The sequence below is a fragment of the Salimicrobium humidisoli genome, assembly GCF_002295105.1.
In the GTDB taxonomy this organism is placed as follows: Bacteria; Bacillota; Bacilli; order Bacillales; family Halobacillaceae; genus Salimicrobium; species Salimicrobium humidisoli.
Genome location: NZ_NSGH01000001.1, coordinates 146,963 through 171,954, shown reverse-complemented (window position 1 = coordinate 171,954; position 24,992 = coordinate 146,963). Strand labels below are relative to the sequence as shown.

Genomic DNA, 24,992 nt, shown 5'->3' with positions numbered 1-24,992 from the left:
CAGAAAACATGATCGATCTCATTAACATAGAAGCATTTATTCTGGCTGCCGTCCTTTTGAACCTCACTCCGGGCACCGACACTATGTACATTGTATCACGAAGCGCTTCCCAGGGGCTCGGTGCGGGCTCATACTCCGCCCTCGGCATTTCCGCAGGAATCCTTGTACATACGATTCTGGCGGCACTGGGTCTCTCCGTACTTCTTATGCAGTCGGCCTTCCTGTTCACCATAGTCAAAATCATCGGTGCCTGTTATCTCGGCTATCTCGGCCTGCAGATTCTTCTCACCAGGACAAAGACGGAGGGGAATAAGAAAGAAATGCCGAAACAGTCGAAACGTAAAATTTTCGTACAGGGGATGATCACCAACGTAACGAACCCGAAAGTGGCCGTCTTCTTTCTCGCTTTTCTCCCTCAGTTCGTCCAGGCGGAGAGCGGAATGAGCGCTTCCTTATCATTCCTGACCCTCGGGCTCATCTTTACGACCACCGGGACAATATGGTTCTTCATCACCGCTCTGCTAGCTTCGTTCACAACAGCGAAACTGCGCGGGGAGAGCAGGAGCGGTATGATTTTAAACAAAGTGACGGGGCTCGTTTTTATAGCTATGGGCATCCAGCTTCTCTACACGGAAAGCTGAAAATTTTCCACACAAAAACCAGGGGGAGTCGCTGCATCCCTCCCTCCTGGTTCTATCCACCGATATAAGACATGTTTATTTTTTTCTTTCCGGATTTCCTCTGTTCCCATCTCTCATCCGAATAGCGGTCATCCCGATCTCTCCAGTTCCCTGTAATGAAGTCTCCGAGTTCCTGCTCTGATGCTCCCTCGCGGAGAAGCTGTTTCAGATCACGTCCTTCCGAAGCGAAAAGACAGTTGAATAACTTTCCGTCAGAGGACAGACGGATTCTCGTACAGCTTGAACAGAAAGACTCGGAGACGGAAGTTATGAATCCTACCTGTTCCTGACTGTCCCCGTATTTATATCGCCTGGCTACCTCCCCGAAATAATCCTTCTCAACCGGAGCGAGTTCATACTTTTCGGAAAGTATGTTCAATATTTCCGTTTTTGGAATCACACGTTCATAACTCCAGGCGTTATCATTGCCTACATCCATGAATTCAATGAAACGAAGAGTTATACCTTTCTCCTTACAGTAGCGCGCGAGCGGCAGTATCTCCTGTTCATTCACACCCCGTTGCACTACCATATTCACTTTCACCTGAAATCCGAAAGTAAGAGCAGTTTCAATCCCTCTGAAGACCTTCTGCGGTGGCACCCCCTGACCATTCATCTTCCGGAACAACTCTTCATCTATAGCGTCCAGACTCACATTCACCCGGGTTAATCCCGCTTCAAAAAGTTCCTTGGCATAATGACCGAGCAGCACCCCGTTCGTCGTAAGACCTACGTCCCCGATACCATCTATGGCGTAAATACGACGTACCAGTTCCGGGAGTCCCGGTCGCATCAGCGGTTCCCCTCCTGTAATCCGGACTTTTTTCACTCCTTTTTCGGCGAATATTTTCACCACTTTCTCCAACTCATCGAAAGATAAAAGTTCCTGCTTAGGAAGAAAAGCATAGTCCGTTCCAAAAATTTCTTTCGGCATACAGTAGGAACAACGGAACTGACACCGGTCGGTCACCGATATGCGCAAATCTTGCATAGGTCTTCCGAACCGGTCAGTGACTGCTTCTTTCATAGTAAACTCCCCTTTTTGTATTCGTCTTCTGTATTAACGTTACACAGGTGTTTCCCGGTTACTCCTTTTAAAGCAGCAGCCTCCACGGATACTCCTCCGAGATTTAAAAATACCCGGTGTGCCGATCGCTCCCCCTGTTCGAGCAGATAATTGATTTCTTCTGTGTCCTTCGCCTCCCATATGCTGATAAGAGGGTGAAGTCGTCCGTTTCCTTTCAAAGCACAAGGAGCAGTAATTCCGTTTTCCTCTTTCCAGACAATCATTTCACCTATTACTTCGGAGGTAAGGAAGGGAACGTCACATGGCAGTAAGATGAAATGTTCGGATTCTTCCCGTTTCATTGCCGTATACAGACCTGCCAGAGGCCCTTCTCCTCTCCACTTTTCCATGTCTGTATATACTTTTCCCCCAGGAAAAAGAGGCTGCAGTTCTAAAGAAGTCTGAATAACGACCTGGTCTGTCCAGGGCAGGAGCGCATGTTCAGATCTTTCATAAAAATAACTCCCCTCATGTGTTTCGAATGCTTTCGGTCTGCCAAACCTTCTCGATTTGCCTCCGGCAAGCACCACGCCCGTCCGGCTGCTCATCCCCCGCTCACCGGTGGAATGAAAGCGACGGTATCTCCAGGTTCCACTTCCTGTGCACCTGAACAGAACTCCTCATTCAGCGCAGCACGGACCCCGTCCCAGCTGATTGAAGGATGAAGATCAGTAACTTTCTCCATGACTTCCCCGAGTGTCCCGCCCTGCCATTTTATCCGTTCACTCGCTAAACCTGATGCTTCTTTCATAGAAGCGAAATATAACACCTGTATCATTGTGCTTCCTCCCCTTTCCACCATTCGCCGTCTTCCTGGATTTCTTTTTTCCAAATAGGCACGTCTTCTTTGATACGCTCCATAATGAAACTGTTCGCTTCATAGGAGGAATGCCGATGAGGAGTAGAAACGGCTACTACGACTGCTATATCGGAGATCGCAAGCGGCCCGATCCTATGTCCTACAGCCACTTCCGCTTCCGGCCATTTCACCTTCACTTCTTCTGCAATGGTTTCGAGCATACGCTCGGCCATCGGAACGTAGGCTTCGTAGGCAAGGGATAATGTACGTCTTCCCTTTGTCCACTCTCTCACATGACCGGTAAATGTAGCGACAGCTCCTGCTTCCGGCCTCGTCACCATTGCAATATACCTGCCGGGGTCGAGAGGAGAATCCGTCACTTCGTATCTCTTATCCATTCTTCCCACCACCTTCTCACTTCTTCTTTTTCATGTACCAGCCCCGCTTCTTTCACCATATAAACCTGCGGGAGAGCCATAAGTTTTCGTTTATCTTCTTCCTGTCTCCACAGCACAATTTTCGGAAAAGACGCCTGCTTGAATCCTTCTATAAAAATATAATCCGGGTTCCTTTTTACTGCTTCTTCATACATATGAGAAAGCGCCCCTTCTTCTTCGCACCTCTCATGCATCTGCATAACACCGTTTCCGTAAACAATTGAGGTATCCGCTCCAGCCCGGAAATGCTGCATACTGTCCGTGTCCTCATCCGGGAGGATCAATGGAGAGGGATGGCCGTGATGTTTTATCGTAACTACTGTCGCCCCTTCTTCTGTGGCCAGACTGACGAGGGAATTCATTAATGTCGTCTTGCCGCACTTCCGAAAGCCGACTACCTGGAGTGTCCGGGGATTTCCCATCGGTCCACCCCTTCCGTATCACGGAGCATCATCATAGCTACCTTCTCCCCTTTTTCTATGTGTGACGTACCACCCCGGAGAATAACCAGAACGTTCGCTTTTGCCAGAGCAGCTACAGCATTGGATTTATTAAACCCCGCCGGACTCACTTCTCCGGTGGAACGGTCATATTCCGCGCGTACGAACCTGGTGAATGGATTCTTTTTCGGGAATGCTTCCTTTAACCGGCCGTATTCAAAAGAGCGATAAGGGAGCCGATCACCCATACTTTCACGGAGTACCGGTCTGGCGAACAGTTCGAAACCCGTGAAACAGGCTGAGGGGTTTCCGGAAAGACCGAATAAAAAGGTACCTTTTTCCGTTACAGCCACCGTCGTAACACTTCCGGGCCTCATGCCGACCTTGTTGAAAAGGACTTCCGCTCCCACTCCTTCATAAATAACGGGCATGAAATCGAAATCACCTACTGACACACCTCCCGTGGTAATGAGGGCATCTGTTTCTTCGAGAGCCTGCATGACAGCTTTGCGGAGACTTTCTTCGTTATCCCTCACCCCGGCAAACACGACCGGTTCTGCTCCAGCTTCTTTTACGGAAGCTGCAATCATCGGGGTGTTCGAATCCCTGATCTTTCCGGGAGGAGGAAACACTCCTGCGTCTACCAGTTCAGAACCGGTAGCTATAATTCCTATTTTCATCTTCTTATACACAGGGACCTCCGCCACTCCGGCCCCGGCCAGCAAAGCGATCACTCCGGCTGTAATCGTCCTGCCCGGTTCGAGAAGGAGCTCTCCTTCCTGTACATCTTCACCTGTGAACGAAACGTTTTCCCCCGGGACGAAGGTTTTTCTGAGAGAGAACCCTTCTTTTTCCTCTCTGGCCTGTTCGAACATAGCTACAGCATCCGTAGCTTCCGGAAGCTTTGCCCCTGTCATGATACGTACCGCTTCTTTCTCACCGGGAATATATTCCGAAACATCTCCCGCCCCTATATGATCGATCACTTTTAAATACACACGGTTTTCTCCGGTTGCTCCTTTCGTGTCCCCGGCACGGAAAGCGTATCCGTCATAAGGGGAACGATCGAAAGGAGGCAGTGACTGATCGGCGTAAACAGGAGAAGCGAGCACTCTTCCTTCCGCTTCGTAAAGAGAGACCTTTTGTATATCCTGGAGTTTCACTCTCGCCCGGCATCTTTCAATAGCTTCCTCTACAGATATCGGTCTACGTATAGTAAGCACTGGTATCATCTCCTGACAATTGTGATATAATCTACGGGAAAAGGAAGAAGTTTTTCCTCAGTCCCGATCGTTACTAAAGGGGGTTAATCGTGAAAGAACTTTCTCATTTTGATGAAAACAATAACGCAATTATGGTCGATGTTTCCGGTAAGCAGGCGACATCAAGAAGTGCCGTAGCAAAAAGTTCGATAACTCTCGCTACAGACGCCTACGAACAGGTGAGAGAAGGTACGAACAAAAAAGGTGATGTCCTTGGAACCGCCCGTCTTGCAGGTATTATGGCTTCCAAACAGACATCTTCGCTCATTCCCCTCTGTCACCCGCTCCCTCTCCAAAAAGCTTCCGTTGATTTTGAGTGGGAGGAAGGCGAATCCAGACATACCCTGCATATTTCCGCGTTTGTAAAGACGTCGGGGCAGACAGGTGTGGAGATGGAGGCTCTGACCGCAGCTTCCGTGACAGCCCTGACTGTCTATGATATGTGCAAAGCTGCCGATAAATACATGGTCATCGGCCCGACATTTCTTGAAGAGAAAATCGGCGGTTCGTCCGGATATTTCAAAAGAGATGCAGAATAATCGCTGTACCGGTCTCTTATTCGAAGAGGCCGGTTATTTATGCAGTTCCGAGTAAAAGTGCTCCAGCTCCGGCAATATCAGCTCTTCCATTGCAAGTGTCACCGCTTTGACGGATCCGGGCAAAAGGAATAAAAGTACGTTTCCAATTACACCGGCGGATGCTCTGCTGAACATAGCTTTCGTGCCTGCGTCTTTTTGATAACTGAGGAGACGGAACAGTTCCCCGAACCCGTCGATTTTTTTCTCGTACAGCGGTTCTACAGCCTCAGGGGTTACATCTCTTTTAGCAATCCCGCTGCCACCGGTTAAAAAGAGAACATCCACCTCTTTTTCCATCTCTTCTATTACACAGGCTCTTATTTCTTCTATTTCATCCCGGACCACTGTCACTGGCCCTGCTTTTCTTCCGGACTCCTCGAGCTGGCGCATCACTTCTTTGCCGCCACGGTCCGTTTCCTCGGTACGCGTATCACTCACCACTATGATTGAAGATTGCACTTCACCCGCCTCCTCTCAGCCAAAAATCGAAGCATACAGTCTTTTTCCTTCCTCAGGCTCGGAAACTCCGTGAATCAGCATCCGTCCCCGTTCGAACAACAACACCCTGTGACCATTCAGTTCTCCCTGGATAAATAATCCGGTTCTTTTGTAAGGAATGGACATTTTCCGCATCATTTCTTCCCCTTCCTGAAGAGAAATCTTCCGGTGAGCAGGAGGGTGAATATGTACCGCTCCTCTGCCACACAGTACGGACACCCTTCCGGTTTCATGAAAAGAAGGATATGCAGGAGAACTTCCGCATGTAGGACACGCGACATTTTTCAAACCGTGTGTCCGAATCTTCTGATGTTCCCCACTCCATATATCTTCCAGTTTGAAAATACCTCCGCATTCCTTGGACCCCGTAATCAGTTGAAAAACATCCACTGTCTGTCTGGCTGCAGTAATCTGGACGGCCGGAGCCAGTGCTCCGGCAGTTTCGCACGTCTCCTTCGCTCCGCTGAGCGTTTCATAGAGACAGCGGAAACAGGCATTGTCCCCCGGAATTACGGTCATCTGGACACTCGTACTTCCCGAAAGACTGCCATACACCCAGGGGACGCCTAGCATGTGAGCGACATCATTGATTACGTAAGTTGTATCGAAATTGTCTGAAGCATCGACGATTACGTCCGAGGAAGAAGCTACTTTATGCAGAAACGGTCCGTCTGTGTAGTGAGGCCATATTTTGATATCCACCTCTCCATTAATCTGTTCCAGTCTGACCCGGGCAGCTTCCACCTTCAGCCGCCTCTTTTCCGCGTCTTCTTCGGTGAATAGCTGCTGACGCTGAAGGTTGGACCATTCCACTTCATCAAAGTCGATGAGATGGATCCGTCCCGCACCGGCTCTGGTCAGCGTTTCGGCAACAGTCGTTCCCAACGCCCCGCAACCGACGATAGTGATTTCCGCTTCCCTGATTTTTTGCTGGCCGCTTTTCCCGATTGCCCCAAATCTCACCTGCTTCTCGTAACGATCTGTGCTCATGCTTCCCCTTCTTTCTTCTCCTCCGTAATATCCGAAAATGTAGCTACGTACTTAATGACATTGCCGGTTTCATCCGTCACAGGATTGATAGTGAGCCATTCCACATACAGCTCTCCACTTTTTCTTCTGTTCCATATTTCTCCCTGCCAGTGCCCGGTTCTTCTTATCGACTCCCACATCCGGTCATAAAAATTTTTCGGCTGTTTGCCTGATTTAAGTAAAGCCGGGGTATTACCAAGCGCTTCTTCCCGCGAATAACCGGTGAGCTTTTCGAAGGAAGGGTTCACCTCCACGATTTTTCCTTTCGTGTCCGTCACCATCATTCCCTGACCGGAAGAATGGAAAATGGAAATCTGGTTATTCAGACTGTCCTGATACATCAGCCACATAATAAGAATCAGACTGGCAAGCGATACCTGCGACAAAAGCATGAACCCGATTGCATAATGTCCGGTAATCGCAAACACTGCAGTCAGAATGAGAGGAGGGAAAAATCCGCCAAGTCCCCCCATCATCGAAATGATACCGTTCGCGATACCTGCCTGAGAGTGAAAATAGGTGGGAACCAGTTTAAAAATGACCCCATTCCCTACCCCTGCCGAGACAGCTATAGCTATTGCTCCTACCGTATAAAGAGCAAGGGAGGGCGAAAAGGCCAGAAGGATGGCAGCAGCAGTATAGACTACAAACACGCCGACCAGCATCTTCAATGGAGAAAATTTATCGGCTACTGCCCCTCCGGCAGGTCTCATCAGTGTTGCCACGACGATGAATCCGGCTGTACGAAGCCCCGCATCGACTTCCTCCAGCCCGAAATTCGTCACGAGGGAGTTCGGAAGATAAACGGTGAATGCTACAAAAGATCCGAATGTTATAAAATAAAACAGAGAAAAAATCCAAAGTTTCTCATTTTTATACACTGCCTGGATCTGCTGCATAATCGGCTGTTTTACCTTCTTCTCATTCCGGTCCCCTATGAATATATTCAGAACTGCAAAAGCCAGAAGAAGAACGAGGTATACTTTAATGGTCGCCTGCCATCCTATGGAGGTGGCGATAACCGGGGCTGCAAATGTAGTGACTGCCGTCCCTATGTTCCCTGCTCCGTACACCCCATTGACGAGCCCGTGCTTTTCTTTCGGATAATACTTAGGAAGGGAAGTGACCCCTACTGAGAAAATGGCCCCGCCGACTCCGAGAAACAGACCTCCGATTAAAAGATCTGCGAACGTTGATGCTTCACTTATGTAAAAAACAGGGAACATCAACAGGATAAAACTTATAATAAAGACAATACGGGCCCCGTATACATTTGCAAAATACCCGAGCGGTATTCTTAATATGGAACCGAGAATAACAGGAACTGCCGTAACCAGAGCCACCCTTTCGGGAGCGATAGCGACATCTTCCTGAATAAACGGAAGAAGAGATGAAATGATGACCCATACCATAAACCCGACGACAAGGTTCATCGTCTGCAGTGGAAGCTGTAGTTTCCTTGTCACTTTCCCTGCACCTCCTTTTTTCTACTTATTTGCTGTTATGCTTTCATTTACTGCGTAATCAGGGAACGAAGATCTTCAACGAGCGGTTCAAGATCCTTTGTCAGCATGACTCTGTCCACCATCGGAAAGAGAACCGTTTCCTCTTTGACGAAGTGAAGGATTAATACTTCGAACGCTTCCCCGGCATCCTCCGTCATTTTCCGAAGCTGTTCGTAAGAATACTCTTCAAGGTCACCCCTCGAATGAAAAAAGAAATGACCGATATATCCCTCGATTTCCTTGTGCTCTTCTTCTATAGACATGATCGGCCCCTGTTCCTTCCCTATATACAGAGACAGAGCCGGAAAGAAATGTTCTTCCTCTTTATCCGTATGGTTTTTCAAAGGCTCAAGAAAAGATTTAAGACGCTCCCGGAGTTCCTTAAAAGCTGCACGCGCTTCCTGCATGTCTTTATGACGGCTGTTTGCGAAATCAAGTACGATAGTATGCCACTCTTCCATCAGGTACTGTAAATACTTATGTTCATTTTCGAGAATGCGCGTCGCTTTATTTTTCGTTTGAAATTTCTGTTCTTCCCACATCGTAATCCCTCCTTCCGCTTATGCCCTCCGTTTATGACGACGGTATAGTATGTGACTTCTGCCAACGTAGTGTACCGGCACACTCCAGACGTGCACGAGACGGGTGTAAGGCCATAAACCGAATATAAGAAACCCCGTAATGGCGTGCACTTTGAAAGTAAAGGGAACGTTTGTCATGTAAGACGCATCAGGACGGAGAATAAGAAGATCCCGGAACCAGACCGAAATCGTATCCCTGTAATCAAAGCCGGGCTGCACGTTGTTCGTCACCAGCGTAGCGTAAACGCCGAGAAAAACGATGAACAACAGCAATACGTTTACGATAATATCCGAACTCGTACTCAGTTTCCTTACGGCCTTTATCGAGACGCGCCGGTAAGTCAACAGCAACATCCCGACAAGCGTCACGACTCCAAACAGACCACCCACATACAAAGCTCCCAAATGATATAAATGATCGTTCACACCTACAGCTCTCATCCATTCTTTTGGAATGCCGAGTCCTGCCACATGCCCGAAAATAACGGGGATAATTCCTATATGAAACAGTAGGCTTCCGATCATAAGCTGTTTCTTTTCTATGAACTCACTCGATTTCGCCGTCCAGCTGAATTGATCATGACGATAGCGGAATATGTGACCGATGATGAACGAGACGATACACATATAAGGAAGGATCACCCACAAAAATTGCGAACTCACTGGACACTCACCTCTTCTTCTTTCACACAGGAACGCAGGGTTCTGCGCAGACTTTTCACCAGCGGAAGGTAGGGGTGGTCGTGCTTTTCCAAAGCTTCACGCAAATGGAAAGTCCCGTCTTCCAGTACAGCAAACAACAGGGCAAAGCTCTGCCGGGACCGCTCATCCTCCAGCCAGTCGCCGATGTGAACGAATTCACACATAAGAGGAAGAAAATCGGACAGTTCACCTTTCGGCATATTCAATCCATACATCTCATACATCACCTTTAACCTGGCAAGCATCTGACCGCGTTCCTTACTGTCCTCAAACTTGGCGAAAGTCATGTAGAGAGTCAGACTTTTTTCGAAATCGAACGTTGCCGTGTAGTATTCCTGAACTTCTGCATGAGACCACTTCCTCATATTCTTCCAGTAAGTTTCCGCGCCCCTGTACCCCGGATCCTCCGGGGTAAAAGAAGCACGGAGAAATTCTTCGTCAAAGATACCGGGTTCGGGGTAGGCAAGATGGTGACTGTAGTAAGCAAAGGCGGAACGCTGTTCATCAAGCTTCTTCAAATCAATCACGCCAGATCCCCCCATAGAAATTATCCTCATAAATTTCTTTGCCTGATTTGGCTCCCGCCGGCATCATCGGTCCACACCCGTCACAATCCGAACCGAAACCTTCGGAACCCTGGGCACGATACGGGTTGCTGTAACTTTCCCGGTGAGAGGTAGGGATGACGAAACGATCTTCGTATTTAGCGATGGAAAGAAGGCGATACATCTTCTGCGTCTGTTTCGCCGTCAGCCCCACCCGCTCCAGCCGGGTCTCGTCAAACTCTTTTCCACTCGACAACGCTCTCATGTAGGAACGCATCATGGCCATTCTCTGCAGGGAGCTCTTCACTGATTCCGTATCTCCTGCGGTAAGCATATTAGCCAGATACTGGATAGGGTTTCTCATCTCTTCAATAGCCGGGAAAATCATATCCGGATTTTTGATGGAATCTTTCCCTTCGAAATAGCTCATGATCGGGCTTAGGGGAGGCACGTACCACACCATCGGAAGGGTACGATATTCCGGATGAAGCGGAAAAGCAAGCTTATACTCGATCGCAAGTTTATATACAGGAGAGTCCTGTGCCGCTTCCAGCCAGTCTTCTGTAATGCCGTCACGGCGGGCCTGTTCCTGCACCTCAGGATCATGAGGGTCCAGGAAAAGATCGCACTGTGCTTCATAAAGATCTTTCTCATCAGGTGTTGCGGCAACTTCCTGGACGCGGTCCGCGTCGTAAAGCAGAACGCCGAGATAGCGGATGCGGCCTGTACATGTTTCAGAACAGACAGTCGGAAGTCCACTTTCGATTCTCGGATAGCAGAACGTACATTTTTCCGCTTTATTCGTCTGCCAGTTAAAATATACTTTTTTGTACGGACAGCCCGTCATGCAATATCTCCATCCGCGGCATGCTTCCTGATCGACAAGAACGATGCCGTCTTCATCACGTTTATACATCGCACCGGATGGGCAGGAGGCGACGCAACTCGGGTTCAGACAGTGTTCACATAGACGTGGCAGGTACATCATGAAAGATTTTTCGAAATTGAATTTGATTTCCTCTTCGATTTTTTCGATGTTCGGGTCCTGTGGTCCCGTAATATGACCGCCGGCCAGATCGTCTTCCCAGTTCGGTCCCCATTCGGGATCCATTTTCTCACCCGTTATTGCCGAATGGGCACGAGCTACGGGTGTGTGCTTCCCGTCTTCTTTATTGGTCAGGTTTTCGTAGTTGTAAGTCCACGGCTCGTAATAGTCTTTCATTTCCGGCATATCCGGGTTATTGAAAATTTTCCCCAGTGCTACTTTTGATAATTTGGTACCGGATTTCAGTTGAAGCTTGCCGTTTTTAACTTCCCAGCCTCCCTTATACTGTTCCTGGTCTTCCCAGCGCTTAGGGTAGCCGATACCGGGCTTCGTCTCTACGTTATTGAACCACATATATTCCGCACCCGGACGATTCGTCCAGGTACTTTTACAGGTAACGCTGCATGTGTGACAGCCGATACATTTATCCAGATTCATTACCATTGCTACTTGAGCTTTAATCTTCAAGCCAGTCAACCTCCTCCATTTTTCTTACTGCGACGTATACGTCTCTCTGGTTACCGATGGGACCGTAATAATTGAAGCCGTAACTGAGTTGGGCGTATCCCCCGACCATCTGTGTCGGTTTTACGTGAATTTTTGTAGGAGCATTGTGACTGCCGCCCCGCTGTCCGGTTATTTTCGAACCCGGAACATGAATATGTTTATCCTGGGCATGATACATAAACATCGTTCCCTGAGGAATCCGGTGACTGACGACTGCTCTCGCCGTTACCACACCGTTACGGTTATACACTTCAAGCCACTCGTTATCGCTTATATCATGAGCTTCGGCATCAATATCACTGATCCATACCGTAGGTCCTCCACGGAAAAGCGTAAGCATGTGAAGGTTGTCCTGGTACGTGCTGTGAATGTTCCACTTCCCGTGCGGAGTGAGATAGCGGAGTACGAGTGAATCCTTTCCTCCCACTATCTTTTTATCTCTCGAGCCGAACACCATCGGGGGCAGCGTCGGTTTAAACACCGGAAGAGACTCACCGAACTGCAGGAATATTTCATGATCGATGTAAAAATGCTGCCGTCCTGTCAAAGTACGGAACGGTACTTTACGTTCAATATTCGTAGTAAACGGAGAGTACCTTTTCTTCCCTTTGTTTGAACCGGTGAACACGGCGGTCGGTATCACTTCCCTCGGCTGGGCGGTGATTTGATCAAACGTGATCTTTTCCGCTGCGCGATCGGAAGATATATCTTTCAGTTCCACTCCCGTATCTTTTTCCAGTGCTCCATAAGAACGCTGGGAGACGGCCCCGTTCGTGGCAGAAGATACATGCAGCATCGCATTCGCCACCTGTCGGCCCGTTTTCAGCATCGGAAGCCCTTCCCCGGCATGTCCTTCTTCATCCTGAACGCCGTTGATCAGCTTCAGTTCCTCGTATTCTTCACTCACCGGGAACGAGACCCCGTGAGCACCGACTTTTCCGTTGATCAGATTCGGACCGAGCGTCGTATATTTTTCATGAATCTTCGTATAATCACGTTCCACAATGGAAATGTTCGGCATGGTCTTGCCGGGGATCGCTTCGATTTCCCCTTTCTTCCAATCTTTCACTTCTCCATTGGGCTGTGCTATTTCCTGTGGCGAGTCGTGACCGAGAGGACTTGTAACCACGTCTTCATAAACTCCCGGGAGATGGTCCTCGGCCATTTTGGAAAAGACACGGGACAGGGAACGATAGATGTCCCAGTCCGAGCGGGCTTCCCATAAAGGATCGATAGCCGGGTTGAACGGGTGCACGAACGGATGCATATCCGTGGAAGACAAATCCGTCTTTTCGTACCACGTGGCTGCCGGAAGAACGACATCCGCATAAAGCGGGGTGGAAGTCATTCTGAAATCCAAAGCTACAAGTAAATCAAGCTTTCCGTTCTTCTCCTCACTCCATTCTATTTCTTCCGGCTTATCATCTTCGTTCACTTCAGACATAAGGCCGTCGGAAGCTCCAAGCAGGTGTTTGAGAAAATATTCCTGACCTTTGGCAGAACTTGAAATCAGATTCGAGCGCCAGACGAAAAGAGTGCTCGGGAAGTTCTCTTTCGCCCCCGGTTCTTCGACGGCAAAACGCATTTTCTTCTCTTTCAGCTGATTCACAATATCCTGTACGATATCCGCGGACGTTTTACTGCCACGGTCCCTTGCTTCTTTCGTCAGATGCAGACTGTTCCTATTGAACTGCGGATAGGAAGGAAGCCATCCGAGACGGGCTGCCAGCACGTTGTAATCAGCCGGATGTTTATAGCGGAGTTTTCCTCCGAGCGGCGATTTCAGAGCCTCGGTGCCCATTTCTTCGTATTTCCACTGATCGGTCGCAAAGTAGAAGTAGGATGTCGCATTCTGCAGCCGGGGCGGTCCCTGCCAGTCTTTCGCAAAAGCAATCGTCGACCATCCTTCGATCGGACGGCATTTTTCCTGACCTACGTAGTGGGCCCAGCCGCCTCCGTTTTTGCCCTGGGAAGCTGTAAGCGTTACGAGATTCAAAATCGAGCGGTAAATAGTATCGCTGTTGAACCAGTGATTAATTCCTGCCCCCATGATAATCATAGACCGCCCGTCTGTATCGATGGCATTCTGAGCGAATTCCCTGGCTACCTGTGTCACTACTGATGCTTTCACTCCTGTAATTTTTTCCTGCCAGGCTGGCGTGTAGAACGAAGAGGCATCTTCATAACTTTCTGCATGATGGGTGCTATTATCCCTTTTCACTCCGTACTGACTGAGCATAAGATCGTAGACTGTCGTGATTTTCTTTTCCGTTCCGTCAGCGAGAGTAACCGTCCTCACGGGTATCGAACGGGTAAAGAGATCGTTACCATTCGCATCAAACGATGGAAATACGATTTCTTTCCATTCCGCGCCTTCCACTGCTGTCGTCAATGCGGGCTGTATGTACGACCCGTCTTTTTTTTCGAGAGAGAGGTTCCATTTCACGTCTTCTTCCCAGCGCTGACCCATCGTGCCATTCGGCACCGTAATTTCACCGTTCGTCTCATCGATAAGAACCGGCTTCCATTCGGCATTCTCCGACGATCCTCCAAGATCCGCTTCTCTCAGAAAACGCCCCGCTTTCCATGCACCTTCATGTTCTTCAAGCATTATCAGAAAAGGAAGGTCGGTAAATTGCCTGGAGTAATCAAGAAAAAGTTTTTCCTGTCTCTGTTCGTAAAATTCATCGAGGATAACGTGAGTCATCGCCTGAGCGAGGGCAGCGTCCGTACCGGGATGCGGAGCCAGCCAATTGTCGGCGAATTTTACGTTTTCTGCGTGGTCCGGAGCGACGGAAACCACTTTTGCTCCTTTGTAGCGTACTTCCGTCATGAAGTGGGCATCCGGCGTCCTTGTAAGAGGCACATTCGATCCCCACATAATGATGTAGCCCGAGTTGTACCAGTCGGAAGATTCAGGGACGTCCGTCTGTTCTCCCCATATTTGCGGGGAAGAAGGGGGAAGATCAGCATACCAGTCATAGAAACTGAGCATTTCTCCACCGATAAGGTTGATGAAGCGGGCACCTGAAGCGTAGCTAACCATGGACATGGCAGGGATTGGAGTAAACCCGGCAATCCGGTCAGGACCGGTATTTTTAATGGTATAAATGAGCTGGGCGGAGATGAGTTCGAGCGTATCGTTCCAATGCACACGAACGTGTCCGCCCTTCCCTCTGGCCTTTTTGTAAATGCTGGCCTTTTCTTCATCTTCCACAATGCTGGCCCAGGCTGCTACAGGATCTTCATGTTCTTCGCGGGCTGCTTTCCAGAGACGCCACAGTTTTCCCCGCATATATGGGTATTTCACTCGGAGCGGGCTGTATTCGTACCATGAAAATGATGCTCCCCTAGGGCAGCCTCTCGGTTCGAATTCCGGCATATCAGGACCACAAGACGGATAATCGATCTGCTGGTTTTCCCATGTGATAATGCCGTTTTTCACAAAAACTTTCCAACTGCAGGAACCCGTGCAGTTGACGCCGTGCGTCGTTCTTACCACTTTGTCGTGCGACCAGCGGTTCCGGTACATGTTTTCCCAGTCTCTGCTTTTTTCTTCCAGCAGGGACCAGTCTCCCGAATACCGCTCTACCGGTTTGAAAAATTTAGGTTTCCACTTTTTCATCTTCATTGATATCTCCCCTTCGCAAGCGCTGAACAACTTTGTCTATATATCCAATTATGTAAGAGGGATAAAAAAAAAGATATCAGGCATCTCCCTGATATCTTGTGGGGAATACCCCTATTTTTTCCGGGGCGTTCCTCAGCGTTCCAAACTCCATAAAAAAGCGGTCAGTACCCATTCTGGACGCCTCTTCCCTGTCGTGCGTCACGAGCACGGAGGGAATTCCCCTACGCGGGTCCAATAAGATATCCTGACAAATCTTTCTCGTTTTCGCATCGAGTGAAGAAAACGGTTCATCCAGCAGAAGAGCTTCGGGTTGCGAAGCCAGCGTCCGAAGAAGATTCACCCTCTGCTTCTCCCCGCCCGACAGGTTACCCGGGTATGCGGAAAGCAACAGGTCCACTCCGGTTTCCAGCAGAAGATCTTTCATCCACGTCTCCTTCAGAACGTCTGCATTCGAGAATGATATATTCGAAGCAACCGTCATGTGTGGAAAAAGATACGGCTGTTGAAACACGTGGCCGATCCGTCTGGATCTGGGAGGGACATCGATCCCTTTATCAGAATCAAAAAGAACCTTTTCTCCCAGATAGAGTACACCCTCATCCGGCGCCCCGACTCCCGAGAGCATATTCAGAAACGTCGTTTTCCCCGCTCCCGAGTGACCTGTCACTACAGTGATGCCACTCCTGAATTCAAAAGAAAGATCGAGAGTCATCGCGCCCTGCTTTTTCACGAATCTTCCTGATAACCCGTTCATTCACCTCTCCCCTTCCCCTGGTGTGATACGATTCAACGTATAAATAACGGTAACGCCGAGAATCAGCAGGAGAGAAGTCCAGCCGAAAGCTTTCGCCCATTCGCCGGTCTCCACCGCGAAATAGATCGCTATGGGCAGAGTATCTGTTTTCCCTGGAATGTATCCTGCTATCATCAGGGTCGCCCCGAACTCCCCGATCCCTCTGGCGAAACTTAACAGCCCTCCGGCTGCCAGACCGGGCCAGGCCAACGGCAGTATTACGGAGAAAAAGATCTTTTTTTCCGAAGTGCCAAGAGTTCTCGCGGCATGTATGTAACCGTCCTCCACTTTCTGAAAAGCGGCCTTTGCGCTTTGGTACATAAGAGGAAAAGACACGACAGCAGAAGCCAGGACAGCTCCGCTCAATGAAAAGTATATGTGCATGTCGACAAGACCAAGCATCTGTCCAAGCGGTCCATTCCTGCCGAATAGATAGACGAGCCCAAAACCCAGCACCGTGGGAGGAAGAACCATTGGCAACATAAAAAACGGCTCCACCCAACTTCTTTTTTTCCAGGCCTTCTTTTTCATCCGGAAAGCTGCCCACGTCCCCGTTATAATAACGAGCAGTGTCGACAACACCGATACTCTTAACGAAAGACCTACCGGCGTCCACCATTCCGCCATACTACATTCTCCTCCCCGGCCGGAATAAAGCCGCCTTCCCTGAACATCTCCATCGCTTCCGATGACATGAGCCAATCCGCTGTGTCATGTGCTGCTACCCCCGCCCCGCGACTGACACCGAGCTGATAACGAATATCACTTCCGGATTCAAGAGGCGTGTAGGGGTAGCTTGTCCTTCTTGCGTCAGAACCGTAAACGATACCCGCGTCCGCCTGTTTCACCCGTACGTAACGAAAGACCTGAAATGCATCCTTTCCATACACGCGGGTCGTTTCTGCGGCTGTTTTAATACCTTCCCTGTCCAAATATTTTTTCGTATAAACTCCAAGCGGAACCCTGTTCAATTCGCCGAGTGCAAGAAAACCGATACCCTTCTGTTTCAAATAAGCTTCCGGCTGTTCCGGTGTTTCTTTATCACCCGTCACCAGGACAAGGTCATTTTTTATGAATGTACGGACAGACGAAGCGTCTGTATAGCCTCCGTCTGTCATTTCTTCCATATCGTAGGGGGAGGCTGATAAGAACACATCGAACTGCGCTCCCTGTTTCACCTGATGAAGAAGCTGGGTACTTGAACCATAGTGCACAGTAACGGGGCCGCCTGTATACTGCTCGATGCTCCCCCTCATATTTTCGAGAGTTTCATATAAGCTTGAGGCAGCGAATATTACAGTCCCTTCCTCTTCTGATTGCGAACATCCGTTGAGAAGCGATGCCGAAAACAAAAGTAGCAGGAGAAACATTCTCATACGAATCAGAACCGCTCTCTTACTTTACTGAATAATACGTTATTTTCCAGATGAATATGTTCAAAAGTGTTTTTTTCAAGTTCGCCCAGACGTTTGAAAACGAGCCGGAACGTATTACAGGCTCCTTCCGGCGGTTGAAAGTCATTAGTCAGCATTCGGATTTCTTTCAGTAATGCACCTGTTTTCTCATGTTCTTCTTCCAGACCTTCAACATGAGGGGCAAGAAGCTCTTTTCTTTCTTCACCGGGATTCTTTTTGTACTGACGAATTTGTGGAAATACCACCTCTTCTTCTTCCTCGGTATGACGAAGCAGTTCCCTGTGCAGGCCGTCGTAAATTTCTCTGATACGGTTAAGTTCGGGATGCTTCCCTCCGTGAACCCTGGACACTTTAAGTACGTATGGAGCCAGGGATGGAAGTTCCTGACGTAAAAAGTTGTGATATCTGCCCTCTATGAGTCCCATCAATTCTTCTTCCGTCATGTGTTGAGGTTCTGCCGGGCCTGAAATTTCTCTGTCTCTCACCATCTGGTTGATGGTGTGAAGAATATCTTCAGTATTTTCACCGCGCTTATCGGAAGCCTCTTTCAGTGACACGCATCCACCACAACAAAAATCTATCCGTTTTTCCCGGAAAAGATCAGCCGCCTGTGGAACATCTGTAACTATGTCTGCCACCAGCATATCTTCCGTCATCATCCTCACTATTATCCACTCCCTTTGAATTCTTACCTTAATTATAGAAGATGGTAACGATCAAACCTATTAGGGAACTCCCTGTTTTTTCATGGAAACTTCCCCTAGACGATAGATTAAGGGAATTCCCTGATGCCGGACAGACACCCGGGTATGCTAAGATAAATACACGGAAAGGGGACGATGCAAAGTGTCAGGACCATCTCTACGAAAAAAACAGCCCCACCACGCCATCCATGAAGGAGGCTTGAGCGGAGCTGTCCAGAAAACCGACCAGTTGAAACAGTCTATGCAAATAAAGGACAATCAAAAAATTGAAGCATGTATCCAGGATCTTGTCGACTACTGGGAAACGAGAATCCTCAGCCATGCCGACGCCGAAGAGGAAGAAGGCGGCCTCTATTACGAAATAGCTCACAATCATCCGGACAAAAAAGAAGATATCGTGCAGCTCACAAGAGACCACGATATCCTCCGTATACTTGTGCGTCAGATTAAAGAAGAAGCAGAAACGACGAACGACTATGAACACATCCTCACTAAATTCAATGCTTTAATGATCGTTAATGAAATCCACAGCAGGGATGAAGAACGGCTGCTCGAAGAATAACGTTACGGATGGGCTCCTCCCGGGGCACCCTCCGTTTTTTGTTTCGTGAAAATGATCACTTCCGCTACCAGCAGAAGTATGACGATCCACCCCCATACGTTGAGCAGCATCCCTGTATGAACGTGGGAGGTGAAAGCGAAAAACATACCGAATGTGAAGTTCCGCGACCACTGGGAAATGTGATACGTAAACACTCCTTCCCTCCATCCGTATTTCCGGATACGCCGGCCGGCCCGTACCAGTTCTATACTTTCAATGAAAAGGAGCACTGTGAAAGTCCCCCACCAGAACATCGCAATCGTCTCTTCCGCAAAAGATCCGGAGACGACCATGGCAAACCCGCTGATGGAGAGCGCGCCGTGAAAAATGCAGTTCGTATTACTCCAGTCGTCCGTGAGCGTGCCTTTTGAATTCCAAAAGTAATGACGGATGATGACTACCGCTCCTGTTGTATACATTAAAAGTCCGAACAGAACACCGAGAGGCGGGATATCCGGCTGTACGAGTACGTTCCATACGATGACGAGCGACTGCGTGGCGACAGCGGCAAGCAGGATCACTCCGTGCGGGGCATGAGCCTCCGGAGTTCTCCACAGGTTATAGAAATGCCTGAGGCAGTGGCAGATGTAATAGCCGTATAAAAACGTGTTCAGTACGATGACGACTGTTACAGCGGAGGCGAATTCCGGATAATAAAGAAGGATCACTTTGGCAGAGACTGAAATGCCGGCCACCCACGTCCCCATCGAGAAGAAATTTACGGGGTTGTTCAAAAATCCTCTCCGGAACTCCCTGCTTGAAAACTGCACTCCGAGCGCTATGAGAATTCCGGCTGCACCGGTCAGAAACAAAGAAATAAAGACCGGTCTCATAATCGACGGGAAGGGGAGAAGATTCATACTCGTGTGCAAAAAAATCCCGAACGCCATCACAATTGCTCCGGCGGCAGGATTAATGATTTTCCTGTTCGTTACCATACTCTATGTTCCTCTCTACTATGCTCCCCTTATTCTATCAAAGAATGCCCCTAAGTACGAAGGAGCAGCGTGAAAACTCACAGCTGCCCCTGATACCAGGAGAAATAATCGAACCGGAGGCTGAGCAGAATCAGCAGCAGGAAGATCGCCCCCATGCCCGCCGGGAACAGCCAGTCTTTCTTCCGTACGCGGATATTCCGGTAGAACGTCCGCTCCCGGGTGCCGGTAAATCCTTTCGATTCCATGGCTACGGCCGTCCTTTCCGCTTTGCGGATCGCTCCGGCCAGTAAAGGGACTGCAAAACGCCGGTAGCGTTTCCACCTGCTTTCCTGTCCCATACCGCGCACTCTGTGAGCGGCACGGATCTGCCGGAACTCTGTCGTGAGCATCGGCAAGAACCGGTATCCCGCCATGATGCCGTAGGCCAGCTTCGGAGGAAGCCGAAGCTGCTGCATCAGACTTAGCAGGAATTCCACCATGTTCGTTGTGAAAATAAATAAAAGAGACATCGTCGCGAAGGCGAGGACGCGAAAACTGAGAGATACCGCCACAAGCACATCCTCCCGCGGCACTTCCCACCAGATGAGACCGACCGTCTCAGAAGGGTTTTTCGGCGCATCCGCAAAAGCGATCGTCGTCCACAGCATACCGACAGCGAATATAGTAAAAGGGATCAGATAAAACAGGTAGTATTTCCGGCGGAAATCTCCGAACAGGAACGTTACAGCAATCGTGACCAGAGTGAACAGCGCCGGGGTCACCGGATCAAACAGCAAAGCCAGTGCTACGACAAGTCCCAAAATAGTAAGAGCTTTCACACTCGGATTCAGATTATTGAGGTACATACATATCCCCCTTTATCAGCCTGTTCGTCCTTACACGAAAAGGTTCCTTAAGCTGAAAGGCGACCAGATCTTCATTCCATAATTCATCCGGATTTCCCGTGAAGCCTATCTTTCTGTCCTTCATAACCACCACCCCGGTAGCGTAGCGATCGACGAGATCCATATCGTGAGTAATCATTACGATCGTCGTACCCGCACGGTGTTTTTCTTTGAGAAGATCCATAAGACGGCTGGTGGACTTTGCATCCTGTCCGAACGTAGGCTCATCCAGAAAAAGTATTTCCTGATCCTTTACGAGCATAGTCGCCACACTCAGCCGTCGCTTCTCCCCCTGACTCAGCGTGAAAGGATGAAAATCTTTTCGGTCCGTAAGTCCACACCACTCCAGCAGCTCCTCTATTTTCTCATCCCCCGCCCCGCTGTACGCCAGTTCCTCCCATACACTGTCCGTGAGAAACTGGTGTTCAGGGTTCTGGAAGACGTATCCTGCATGCTGAAACCAGTCTTTGTCCGGGAAGGGACGGGTAAGTCGTCCGGAGGAGACCGGATCGATACCCGCAAGGAGCCGGCTCAGGGTAGTTTTTCCGCTTCCGTTCGGCCCCGCGATCGCCGTGAAAGAACCTTCGGAAATCGTTATGTCCACGTTGGAGAAAATAGATTTGTAACTGATTCCCGATGCCTGTATGAGGGCAGGACCGTTCTCCCTGCCTGAGACTGCTTTCAAAGGAGCCGAAAGACCTGCAGCGAGTCCGCGGGCCGTAAGCGGATAAGGAGGAGTCGCTGTGCCGGTTTCCATAGCCATTCTTACAGCACCCGGTACGGCTATCCCTTCTTCATAAAGGTCACGGGCATAACGATCGACCCCCTGCTGCAGAGGGCCGTCGTAAAACAGACTGCCGTTTCTTCCGAGCATGAGCACCCGGTCTGTTATATCAATCCAGGGGTCAAGATCGTGTTCAATAACGAAAATCGTTATATTTTTCAACTCTTTCAGAGAACTGAGCAGAGCAATAAATTCATCGGTAGCTACGGGGTCGAGATTCGCCGTCGGTTCATCCAGAACGATCACCGGGGGTTCCATGGCGAGTATGCAGGCGAGAGCCAGTTTCTGTTTCTCTCCCCCGGAAAGAGAGATGACCGCCGCTTTCTTTCTATGGAGGAGTCCCACCTCCTCAAGAGCAGTCTCCACTCTCTTTTCCATCTTTTCAGAAGGAACACATATATTTTCAAGTCCAAACGCCACTTCATCCTCCACTGTAAGCATGCAGAACTGCGTTTCCGGGTCCTGAAATACAGTCCCTACTCTCCGGCTCATCGTCCCGGGAGAAGCTTCATTGACCGGCATACCTTCAAACGTCACTTCCCCTTCCATCATACCCTCGAGCTCTTTCGGATAAATTCCCGTCAGGCACCGGCTGAGCGTACTTTTTCCCGAACCGCTTGCCCCGAGCAGGAGTACACATTCCTTTTCCCCGAGCGAGAACGTTACGTTCTGAAGAACCGGGGCATCCATATCATCGTACTGCAGGGACAAATTTTGTATATTCATCATGCAGCATGCTTCTTCCGTTTTTCTTTGCCGAGAGCAAATCCAGAAAGAACACCGGTTTTCGCCAAAGCGTCGCTCAAAGCTTTTCCGGCTACACCTGCAAGAATCGCCCCGCTGATAAGGCGCGTCACGAACATCAGCAGTACATACCCGCCGGCAAGTGCTGCGTACCCGGACTGGAAGTATCCCCAGACGAAGCTGAAGACGGCAGCCATCATCCCGGAGAACATAAGCGTCCCGAGGTTGTAGCGGCGATACCCGGTCATCGCGAATGCCGATTCCGCACCGAGGCCCTGAATCATTCCGCTGATCAGAAGCATGGGACCTGCCGCGTTCCCGAGCAGTACTTCAACAGTAGCCGCAATGGTTTCGGAAAGAAAAGCTGCTCCGGGTTTTCTAATAATATAAGCAGCGATAATGGAAACGATGAACCAGATGCCGAAGATAAAGTCATAGCCGATTGGTCCGAAGAAACCCGTCAGTACTTTTCCTACAGGGAGAAAAGCGAGGTAAACGACTGCAAATACGACGGAGAGCACCGACATGACTACGATTTCTTTCAGTTTCCAGTTTTTCATTTATCTCCTCTTTCCCGGGATGGACTGTTTGCAGACATGGCTACAGTCATTACGGTGTGGGAAGAACCGCTTTCCTCCGTGTCCCTGAATACTTCTTCAAGACCTTTGAACATCGCATTCGTATCCCCTGACAGCTTAGTGGCATAGTGAGCTTCGGAAACTTCGATTCCGCTCTCTTTCATACGCTCAATCCCCTTGTATATAACGTCCATATAATCTCCGCCACCCATCGGGTAAAGAGAAAACTTCGCGCTGGTATACTGATCCACATCCCACAGCCCGTTTCCCGGCTTTTCGTTATGCCCGGTATATTGGTCCCCCTCGGAATCCCCAGGGCACCCGACAGAGTACGTTGCGTTCAAAGCTGTGTGTACTCCTGTTTCGGCTACACGCAGGAATACCGCCCTCGTCACGTCAAATACGTGCTCGATATCCCCGCGCACTGTCGTCGTCACTTCATCCGTATTCATCCATACTTTTGAAGTATCGATTTTCTCCAGAGCCCCCTTGATCTTTTCCTTGAAGTCATCACTCATCGGATGAACCGAGAAAGAGCATCCTGCAATTTTTTCATTTTCCTGTTTCTGACTCATATCTTATTCCTCCTTTTAATAAAACAAAAAAGACTGCATCCGATTCGCGGGACGCAGTCTGTATCATTAAAAGAGTTTACCGTTTTTATTCAGACTGCACTTCCCCACGCTGGTACTAACCAGATCGGGTCCAAAGGGTCAGAATTCGATTCTTCTCAGCCGTAAGCCGGCTCCCCCAGTGCATGAAACGATATGCAGTTTTTTGTTGTTTGAATTCATCATAAAACACACAGAAAATTTTGTAAACCGGCGTTTTTCGTTAGATATTTACATTTACACCGTTTTCAGAGCTTCCATTACGGGGGCTTCGCCCTTCGTAACCTGGAACTCCTTCTTAATAAGATGAGGACTGTTCAGCGTCTCCACTATCACTTTCGCAACATCTTCACGCGGGACTTCGTCACGTTCGACTTTCTCGCCTGCGTTCACTTTCCCGGTACCTTCGTCATTAGTGAGGCGGCCCGGATGGATGATGGTATACTCCAGACCGGAAGCACGGAGCCATTCGTCCGCATAAAACTTGCAGGCGGCATACGGACGGAAGTCTTCGCTCCCCCAGCTGCCTCGTCTCGTATCGAAAGAACTGATAAGAGCAAAGCGGCTTACGCCTTTCTGTTTCGCCGCTTCCATCATTTTCACGGCTCCATCCAGATCTATCATGATGGTTTTATCCTTCCCGGTATGAGGTCCGGACCCGGCAGCAAACACGACAGCGTCCACGTCATCCATCAATGCGGCAAGCACGTCGATTTCATCTTCCAGATCCGCCACAGCCACTCCTGCACCCAGATTCTCAAAAAAGGATGCCTGTGTTTTATCGCGGATCATCGCTTTGGCTTCGAACTGTTCACTTTCCTGAAGCAGACGGACGAGATGTTTCCCAATCTGACCGTTTGCTCCGGCAACAAGAACTTTTTCCATACAATCCCGCCTTTCTAGTTACTTACAACAGGTGACTCTCTTACATAATCGTTCGTTTCCGCTAAATCTGCAAGAAATTGGGCTGCGCTCGCACGAGATACGCTCATTCCTACTTCATGTTTTCCTAAATAACCGATTTTAAGCGGTTTCTCCGCTTTATCCGTAAGGAAACCGGCGCGTACGAGAGTCCAGTCAAGGTCCGTACTCCGGATGGCTGTGGCCATACGTTCAATTTCACGCTGATTGTTGGCAAAGCCGAGGCGCAGTGCGGAAGCGACCGTATTTCGACGATAGTCTTTTTCGTCATTCGGGTCCTTGACGATGCCCGTCGTAATACTGACAAAACGTTTCGTGTCTGTTTCTCCCATCGTTTCTACGATGTTGATGACCCCTTCACTGAGCGTCTGCCTTTTTACGCGCCCGGAAGGACCGAGAAGGCTGATGACGGCGTCCATACCGTCTACCGTTTCCCTGATTTTTTCCCGTTCATCCAGTGTGCCTTCCACGACCGCTAACCGGTCGTGCTCCATCGGATATAACTTTTCCGGACTTCTGGCGTAGGCGTACACTTCATGGCCGCGACCGAGCAGTTTATCTATAAGTCGGAGACCGGTGGAGCCCGTACCCCCGAATACCGCTATTTTCACTGTTACCTCTCCTTTCTCCTTACATACTGTACTTCTTTCATTTTCCCAAATTACCTTTTCCGAAACAACTAATAACTTATGTGGCATAAAGCCTTTACATTTG

Annotated in this window: 28 protein-coding genes and 1 riboswitch; of the genes, 3 read left to right on the top strand and 25 right to left on the bottom strand. The window is 49.3% G+C overall.

Annotated features, from left to right (window positions below):
• Window positions 1-8: 8 nt before the first annotated feature.
• Window positions 9-641, top strand: coding sequence for a LysE family translocator (locus CKW00_RS00810; protein WP_095820943.1), 633 nt, complete (start codon window positions 9-11; stop codon window positions 639-641).
• Between the two features lie 52 nt (window positions 642-693).
• Here the strand turns inward: CKW00_RS00810 and moaA are convergent, their stop codons facing one another.
• Genes moaA through CKW00_RS00780 form a run of 6 tightly spaced genes read right to left on the bottom strand, consistent with a single transcriptional unit; the run spans window position 694 to window position 4,645 of the window.
• Window positions 694-1,707 (bottom strand): GTP 3',8-cyclase MoaA, encoded by a 1,014-nt coding sequence (gene moaA / locus CKW00_RS00805; protein ID WP_095820942.1) that lies wholly within the window; start codon window positions 1,705-1,707, stop codon window positions 694-696.
• Window positions 1,704-2,294: a molybdenum cofactor guanylyltransferase gene (locus CKW00_RS00800; RefSeq protein WP_095820941.1), complete on the bottom strand. Its 591-nt coding sequence runs from the start codon at window positions 2,292-2,294 to the stop codon at window positions 1,704-1,706. Before CKW00_RS00800 ends, moaA begins: the two co-directional genes overlap by 4 nt.
• Window positions 2,291-2,524: a MoaD/ThiS family protein gene (locus tag CKW00_RS00795; protein ID WP_158221256.1), complete on the bottom strand. Its 234-nt coding sequence runs from the start codon at window positions 2,522-2,524 to the stop codon at window positions 2,291-2,293. Before CKW00_RS00795 ends, CKW00_RS00800 begins: the two co-directional genes overlap by 4 nt.
• The gene (locus CKW00_RS00790) at window positions 2,521-2,943 is read right to left on the bottom strand and encodes a molybdenum cofactor biosynthesis protein MoaE (RefSeq protein ID WP_095820939.1); all 423 of its coding nucleotides are present in this window, start codon (window positions 2,941-2,943) and stop codon (window positions 2,521-2,523) included. The genes CKW00_RS00795 and CKW00_RS00790 overlap by 4 nt, the downstream gene beginning before the upstream one ends.
• Window positions 2,922-3,404, bottom strand: a complete 483-nt coding sequence (gene mobB / locus CKW00_RS00785) for a molybdopterin-guanine dinucleotide biosynthesis protein B (protein WP_095820938.1) — start codon at window positions 3,402-3,404, stop codon at window positions 2,922-2,924. Before mobB ends, CKW00_RS00790 begins: the two co-directional genes overlap by 22 nt.
• Window positions 3,377-4,645 carry a molybdopterin molybdotransferase MoeA gene (locus CKW00_RS00780; protein ID WP_095820937.1) on the bottom strand — a complete coding sequence of 423 codons (1,269 nt, stop codon included), beginning with the start codon at window positions 4,643-4,645 and terminating at the stop codon, window positions 3,377-3,379. The genes mobB and CKW00_RS00780 overlap by 28 nt, the downstream gene beginning before the upstream one ends.
• Before the next feature lie 89 nt (window positions 4,646-4,734).
• Here CKW00_RS00780 and moaC point away from each other — a divergent pair, with 89 nt between their 5' ends.
• Window positions 4,735-5,223, top strand: coding sequence for a cyclic pyranopterin monophosphate synthase MoaC (moaC, locus tag CKW00_RS00775; protein ID WP_095820936.1), 489 nt, complete (start codon window positions 4,735-4,737; stop codon window positions 5,221-5,223).
• 33 nt (window positions 5,224-5,256) lie between these two features.
• On the opposite strand, the gene CKW00_RS00770 is transcribed toward moaC, so the two are convergent.
• The 12 genes from CKW00_RS00770 to ric all read right to left on the bottom strand — a co-directional run bounded on the left by CKW00_RS00770 (window position 5,257) and on the right by ric (window position 18,172).
• The gene (locus CKW00_RS00770; protein ID WP_095820935.1) at window positions 5,257-5,721 is read right to left on the bottom strand and encodes a MogA/MoaB family molybdenum cofactor biosynthesis protein; all 465 of its coding nucleotides are present in this window, start codon (window positions 5,719-5,721) and stop codon (window positions 5,257-5,259) included.
• A 15-nt stretch (window positions 5,722-5,736) separates the two neighbouring features.
• On the bottom strand, window positions 5,737-6,750 hold the full coding sequence (locus CKW00_RS00765) for a ThiF family adenylyltransferase (protein ID WP_095820934.1): 1,014 nt from the start codon (window positions 6,748-6,750) through the stop codon (window positions 5,737-5,739).
• Entirely contained in the window at window positions 6,747-8,255 is a 1,509-nt protein-coding gene (locus tag CKW00_RS00760; protein WP_095820933.1) for a nitrate/nitrite transporter, read from the bottom strand. The genes CKW00_RS00765 and CKW00_RS00760 overlap by 4 nt, the downstream gene beginning before the upstream one ends.
• Window positions 8,256-8,302: 47 nt before the next feature.
• Window positions 8,303-8,836 (bottom strand): hemerythrin domain-containing protein, encoded by a 534-nt coding sequence (locus CKW00_RS00755; RefSeq protein WP_095820932.1) that lies wholly within the window; start codon window positions 8,834-8,836, stop codon window positions 8,303-8,305.
• Window positions 8,837-8,854: 18 nt separating this feature from the next.
• A complete protein-coding gene (gene narI, locus CKW00_RS00750) occupies window positions 8,855-9,538 on the bottom strand; it encodes a respiratory nitrate reductase subunit gamma (protein WP_095820931.1) in 684 nt (227 codons plus the stop codon).
• Complete coding sequence (locus CKW00_RS00745; RefSeq protein ID WP_095820930.1) at window positions 9,535-10,104, bottom strand: nitrate reductase molybdenum cofactor assembly chaperone; 570 nt, start codon at window positions 10,102-10,104, stop codon at window positions 9,535-9,537. Before CKW00_RS00745 ends, narI begins: the two co-directional genes overlap by 4 nt.
• Window positions 10,097-11,635 (bottom strand): nitrate reductase subunit beta, encoded by a 1,539-nt coding sequence (gene narH / locus CKW00_RS00740; protein ID WP_095820929.1) that lies wholly within the window; start codon window positions 11,633-11,635, stop codon window positions 10,097-10,099. Before narH ends, CKW00_RS00745 begins: the two co-directional genes overlap by 8 nt.
• A complete protein-coding gene (locus CKW00_RS00735) occupies window positions 11,625-15,299 on the bottom strand; it encodes a nitrate reductase subunit alpha (RefSeq protein WP_408640527.1) in 3,675 nt (1,224 codons plus the stop codon). Before CKW00_RS00735 ends, narH begins: the two co-directional genes overlap by 11 nt.
• An 82-nt stretch (window positions 15,300-15,381) precedes the next feature.
• Window positions 15,382-16,059, bottom strand: a complete 678-nt coding sequence (locus tag CKW00_RS00730) for an ATP-binding cassette domain-containing protein (RefSeq protein ID WP_095820927.1) — start codon at window positions 16,057-16,059, stop codon at window positions 15,382-15,384.
• Window positions 16,060-16,725 (bottom strand): molybdate ABC transporter permease subunit, encoded by a 666-nt coding sequence (modB, locus tag CKW00_RS00725; RefSeq protein ID WP_095820926.1) that lies wholly within the window; start codon window positions 16,723-16,725, stop codon window positions 16,060-16,062. It lies immediately after the preceding gene.
• A complete protein-coding gene (gene modA, locus CKW00_RS00720) occupies window positions 16,701-17,474 on the bottom strand; it encodes a molybdate ABC transporter substrate-binding protein (protein WP_095820925.1) in 774 nt (257 codons plus the stop codon). The genes modB and modA overlap by 25 nt, the downstream gene beginning before the upstream one ends.
• A 5-nt stretch (window positions 17,475-17,479) precedes the next feature.
• The gene (gene ric, locus CKW00_RS00715) at window positions 17,480-18,172 is read right to left on the bottom strand and encodes an iron-sulfur cluster repair di-iron protein (protein ID WP_095821049.1); all 693 of its coding nucleotides are present in this window, start codon (window positions 18,170-18,172) and stop codon (window positions 17,480-17,482) included.
• A 187-nt stretch (window positions 18,173-18,359) separates the two neighbouring features.
• Here ric and CKW00_RS00710 point away from each other — a divergent pair, with 187 nt between their 5' ends.
• Entirely contained in the window at window positions 18,360-18,779 is a 420-nt protein-coding gene (locus CKW00_RS00710) for a hypothetical protein (RefSeq protein WP_095820924.1), read from the top strand.
• Window positions 18,780-18,781: 2 nt separating this feature from the next.
• Here the strand turns inward: CKW00_RS00710 and CKW00_RS00705 are convergent, their stop codons facing one another.
• The 7 genes from CKW00_RS00705 to CKW00_RS00675 all read right to left on the bottom strand — a co-directional run bounded on the left by CKW00_RS00705 (window position 18,782) and on the right by CKW00_RS00675 (window position 24,889).
• On the bottom strand, window positions 18,782-19,756 hold the full coding sequence (locus tag CKW00_RS00705; protein ID WP_095820923.1) for a TDT family transporter: 975 nt from the start codon (window positions 19,754-19,756) through the stop codon (window positions 18,782-18,784).
• A 77-nt stretch (window positions 19,757-19,833) separates the two neighbouring features.
• Window positions 19,834-20,601: an energy-coupling factor transporter transmembrane component T family protein gene (locus tag CKW00_RS00700; protein WP_095820922.1), complete on the bottom strand. Its 768-nt coding sequence runs from the start codon at window positions 20,599-20,601 to the stop codon at window positions 19,834-19,836.
• Window positions 20,588-22,150, bottom strand: a complete 1,563-nt coding sequence (locus CKW00_RS00695; protein WP_158221255.1) for an ABC transporter ATP-binding protein — start codon at window positions 22,148-22,150, stop codon at window positions 20,588-20,590. Before CKW00_RS00695 ends, CKW00_RS00700 begins: the two co-directional genes overlap by 14 nt.
• Window positions 22,150-22,728: an ECF transporter S component gene (locus CKW00_RS00690; RefSeq protein WP_095820920.1), complete on the bottom strand. Its 579-nt coding sequence runs from the start codon at window positions 22,726-22,728 to the stop codon at window positions 22,150-22,152. The genes CKW00_RS00695 and CKW00_RS00690 overlap by 1 nt, the downstream gene beginning before the upstream one ends.
• A complete protein-coding gene (locus tag CKW00_RS00685) occupies window positions 22,725-23,321 on the bottom strand; it encodes a YkoF family thiamine/hydroxymethylpyrimidine-binding protein (protein WP_095820919.1) in 597 nt (198 codons plus the stop codon). The genes CKW00_RS00690 and CKW00_RS00685 overlap by 4 nt, the downstream gene beginning before the upstream one ends.
• Window positions 23,322-23,405: 84 nt before the next feature.
• Window positions 23,406-23,508: riboswitch (TPP riboswitch) on the bottom strand.
• An 86-nt stretch (window positions 23,509-23,594) separates the two neighbouring features.
• Entirely contained in the window at window positions 23,595-24,242 is a 648-nt protein-coding gene (locus tag CKW00_RS00680) for an SDR family oxidoreductase (RefSeq protein ID WP_095820918.1), read from the bottom strand.
• Window positions 24,243-24,256: 14 nt separating this feature from the next.
• Window positions 24,257-24,889, bottom strand: a complete 633-nt coding sequence (locus CKW00_RS00675; RefSeq protein WP_158221254.1) for an NAD(P)-dependent oxidoreductase — start codon at window positions 24,887-24,889, stop codon at window positions 24,257-24,259.
• Between the last annotated feature and the right edge of the window lie 103 nt (window positions 24,890-24,992).

Coding starts and splice junctions, on each gene's coding strand:
- CKW00_RS00810 (WP_095820943.1), top strand. CDS start 9: ATGATCGATCTCATTAACATAGAAGCATTTATTCTGGCTGCCGTCCTT.
- moaA (WP_095820942.1), bottom strand. CDS start 1,707: ATGAAAGAAGCAGTCACTGACCGGTTCGGAAGACCTATGCAAGATTTG.
- CKW00_RS00800 (WP_095820941.1), bottom strand. CDS start 2,294: ATGAGCAGCCGGACGGGCGTGGTGCTTGCCGGAGGCAAATCGAGAAGG.
- CKW00_RS00795 (WP_158221256.1), bottom strand. CDS start 2,524: ATGATACAGGTGTTATATTTCGCTTCTATGAAAGAAGCATCAGGTTTA.
- CKW00_RS00790 (WP_095820939.1), bottom strand. CDS start 2,943: ATGGATAAGAGATACGAAGTGACGGATTCTCCTCTCGACCCCGGCAGG.
- mobB (WP_095820938.1), bottom strand. CDS start 3,404: ATGGGAAATCCCCGGACACTCCAGGTAGTCGGCTTTCGGAAGTGCGGC.
- CKW00_RS00765 (WP_095820934.1), bottom strand. CDS start 6,750: ATGAGCACAGATCGTTACGAGAAGCAGGTGAGATTTGGGGCAATCGGG.
- CKW00_RS00755 (WP_095820932.1), bottom strand. CDS start 8,836: ATGTGGGAAGAACAGAAATTTCAAACGAAAAATAAAGCGACGCGCATT.
- CKW00_RS00735 (WP_408640527.1), bottom strand. CDS start 15,299: ATGAAAAAGTGGAAACCTAAATTTTTCAAACCGGTAGAGCGGTATTCG.
- CKW00_RS00730 (WP_095820927.1), bottom strand. CDS start 16,059: ATGAACGGGTTATCAGGAAGATTCGTGAAAAAGCAGGGCGCGATGACT.
- modB (WP_095820926.1), bottom strand. CDS start 16,725: ATGGCGGAATGGTGGACGCCGGTAGGTCTTTCGTTAAGAGTATCGGTG.
- modA (WP_095820925.1), bottom strand. CDS start 17,474: ATGAGAATGTTTCTCCTGCTACTTTTGTTTTCGGCATCGCTTCTCAAC.
- ric (WP_095821049.1), bottom strand. CDS start 18,172: ATGATGACGGAAGATATGCTGGTGGCAGACATAGTTACAGATGTTCCA.
- CKW00_RS00705 (WP_095820923.1), bottom strand. CDS start 19,756: ATGGTAACGAACAGGAAAATCATTAATCCTGCCGCCGGAGCAATTGTG.
- CKW00_RS00700 (WP_095820922.1), bottom strand. CDS start 20,601: ATGTACCTCAATAATCTGAATCCGAGTGTGAAAGCTCTTACTATTTTG.
- CKW00_RS00695 (WP_158221255.1), bottom strand. CDS start 22,150: ATGAATATACAAAATTTGTCCCTGCAGTACGATGATATGGATGCCCCG.
- CKW00_RS00690 (WP_095820920.1), bottom strand. CDS start 22,728: ATGAAAAACTGGAAACTGAAAGAAATCGTAGTCATGTCGGTGCTCTCC.
- CKW00_RS00685 (WP_095820919.1), bottom strand. CDS start 23,321: ATGAGTCAGAAACAGGAAAATGAAAAAATTGCAGGATGCTCTTTCTCG.
- CKW00_RS00680 (WP_095820918.1), bottom strand. CDS start 24,242: ATGGAAAAAGTTCTTGTTGCCGGAGCAAACGGTCAGATTGGGAAACAT.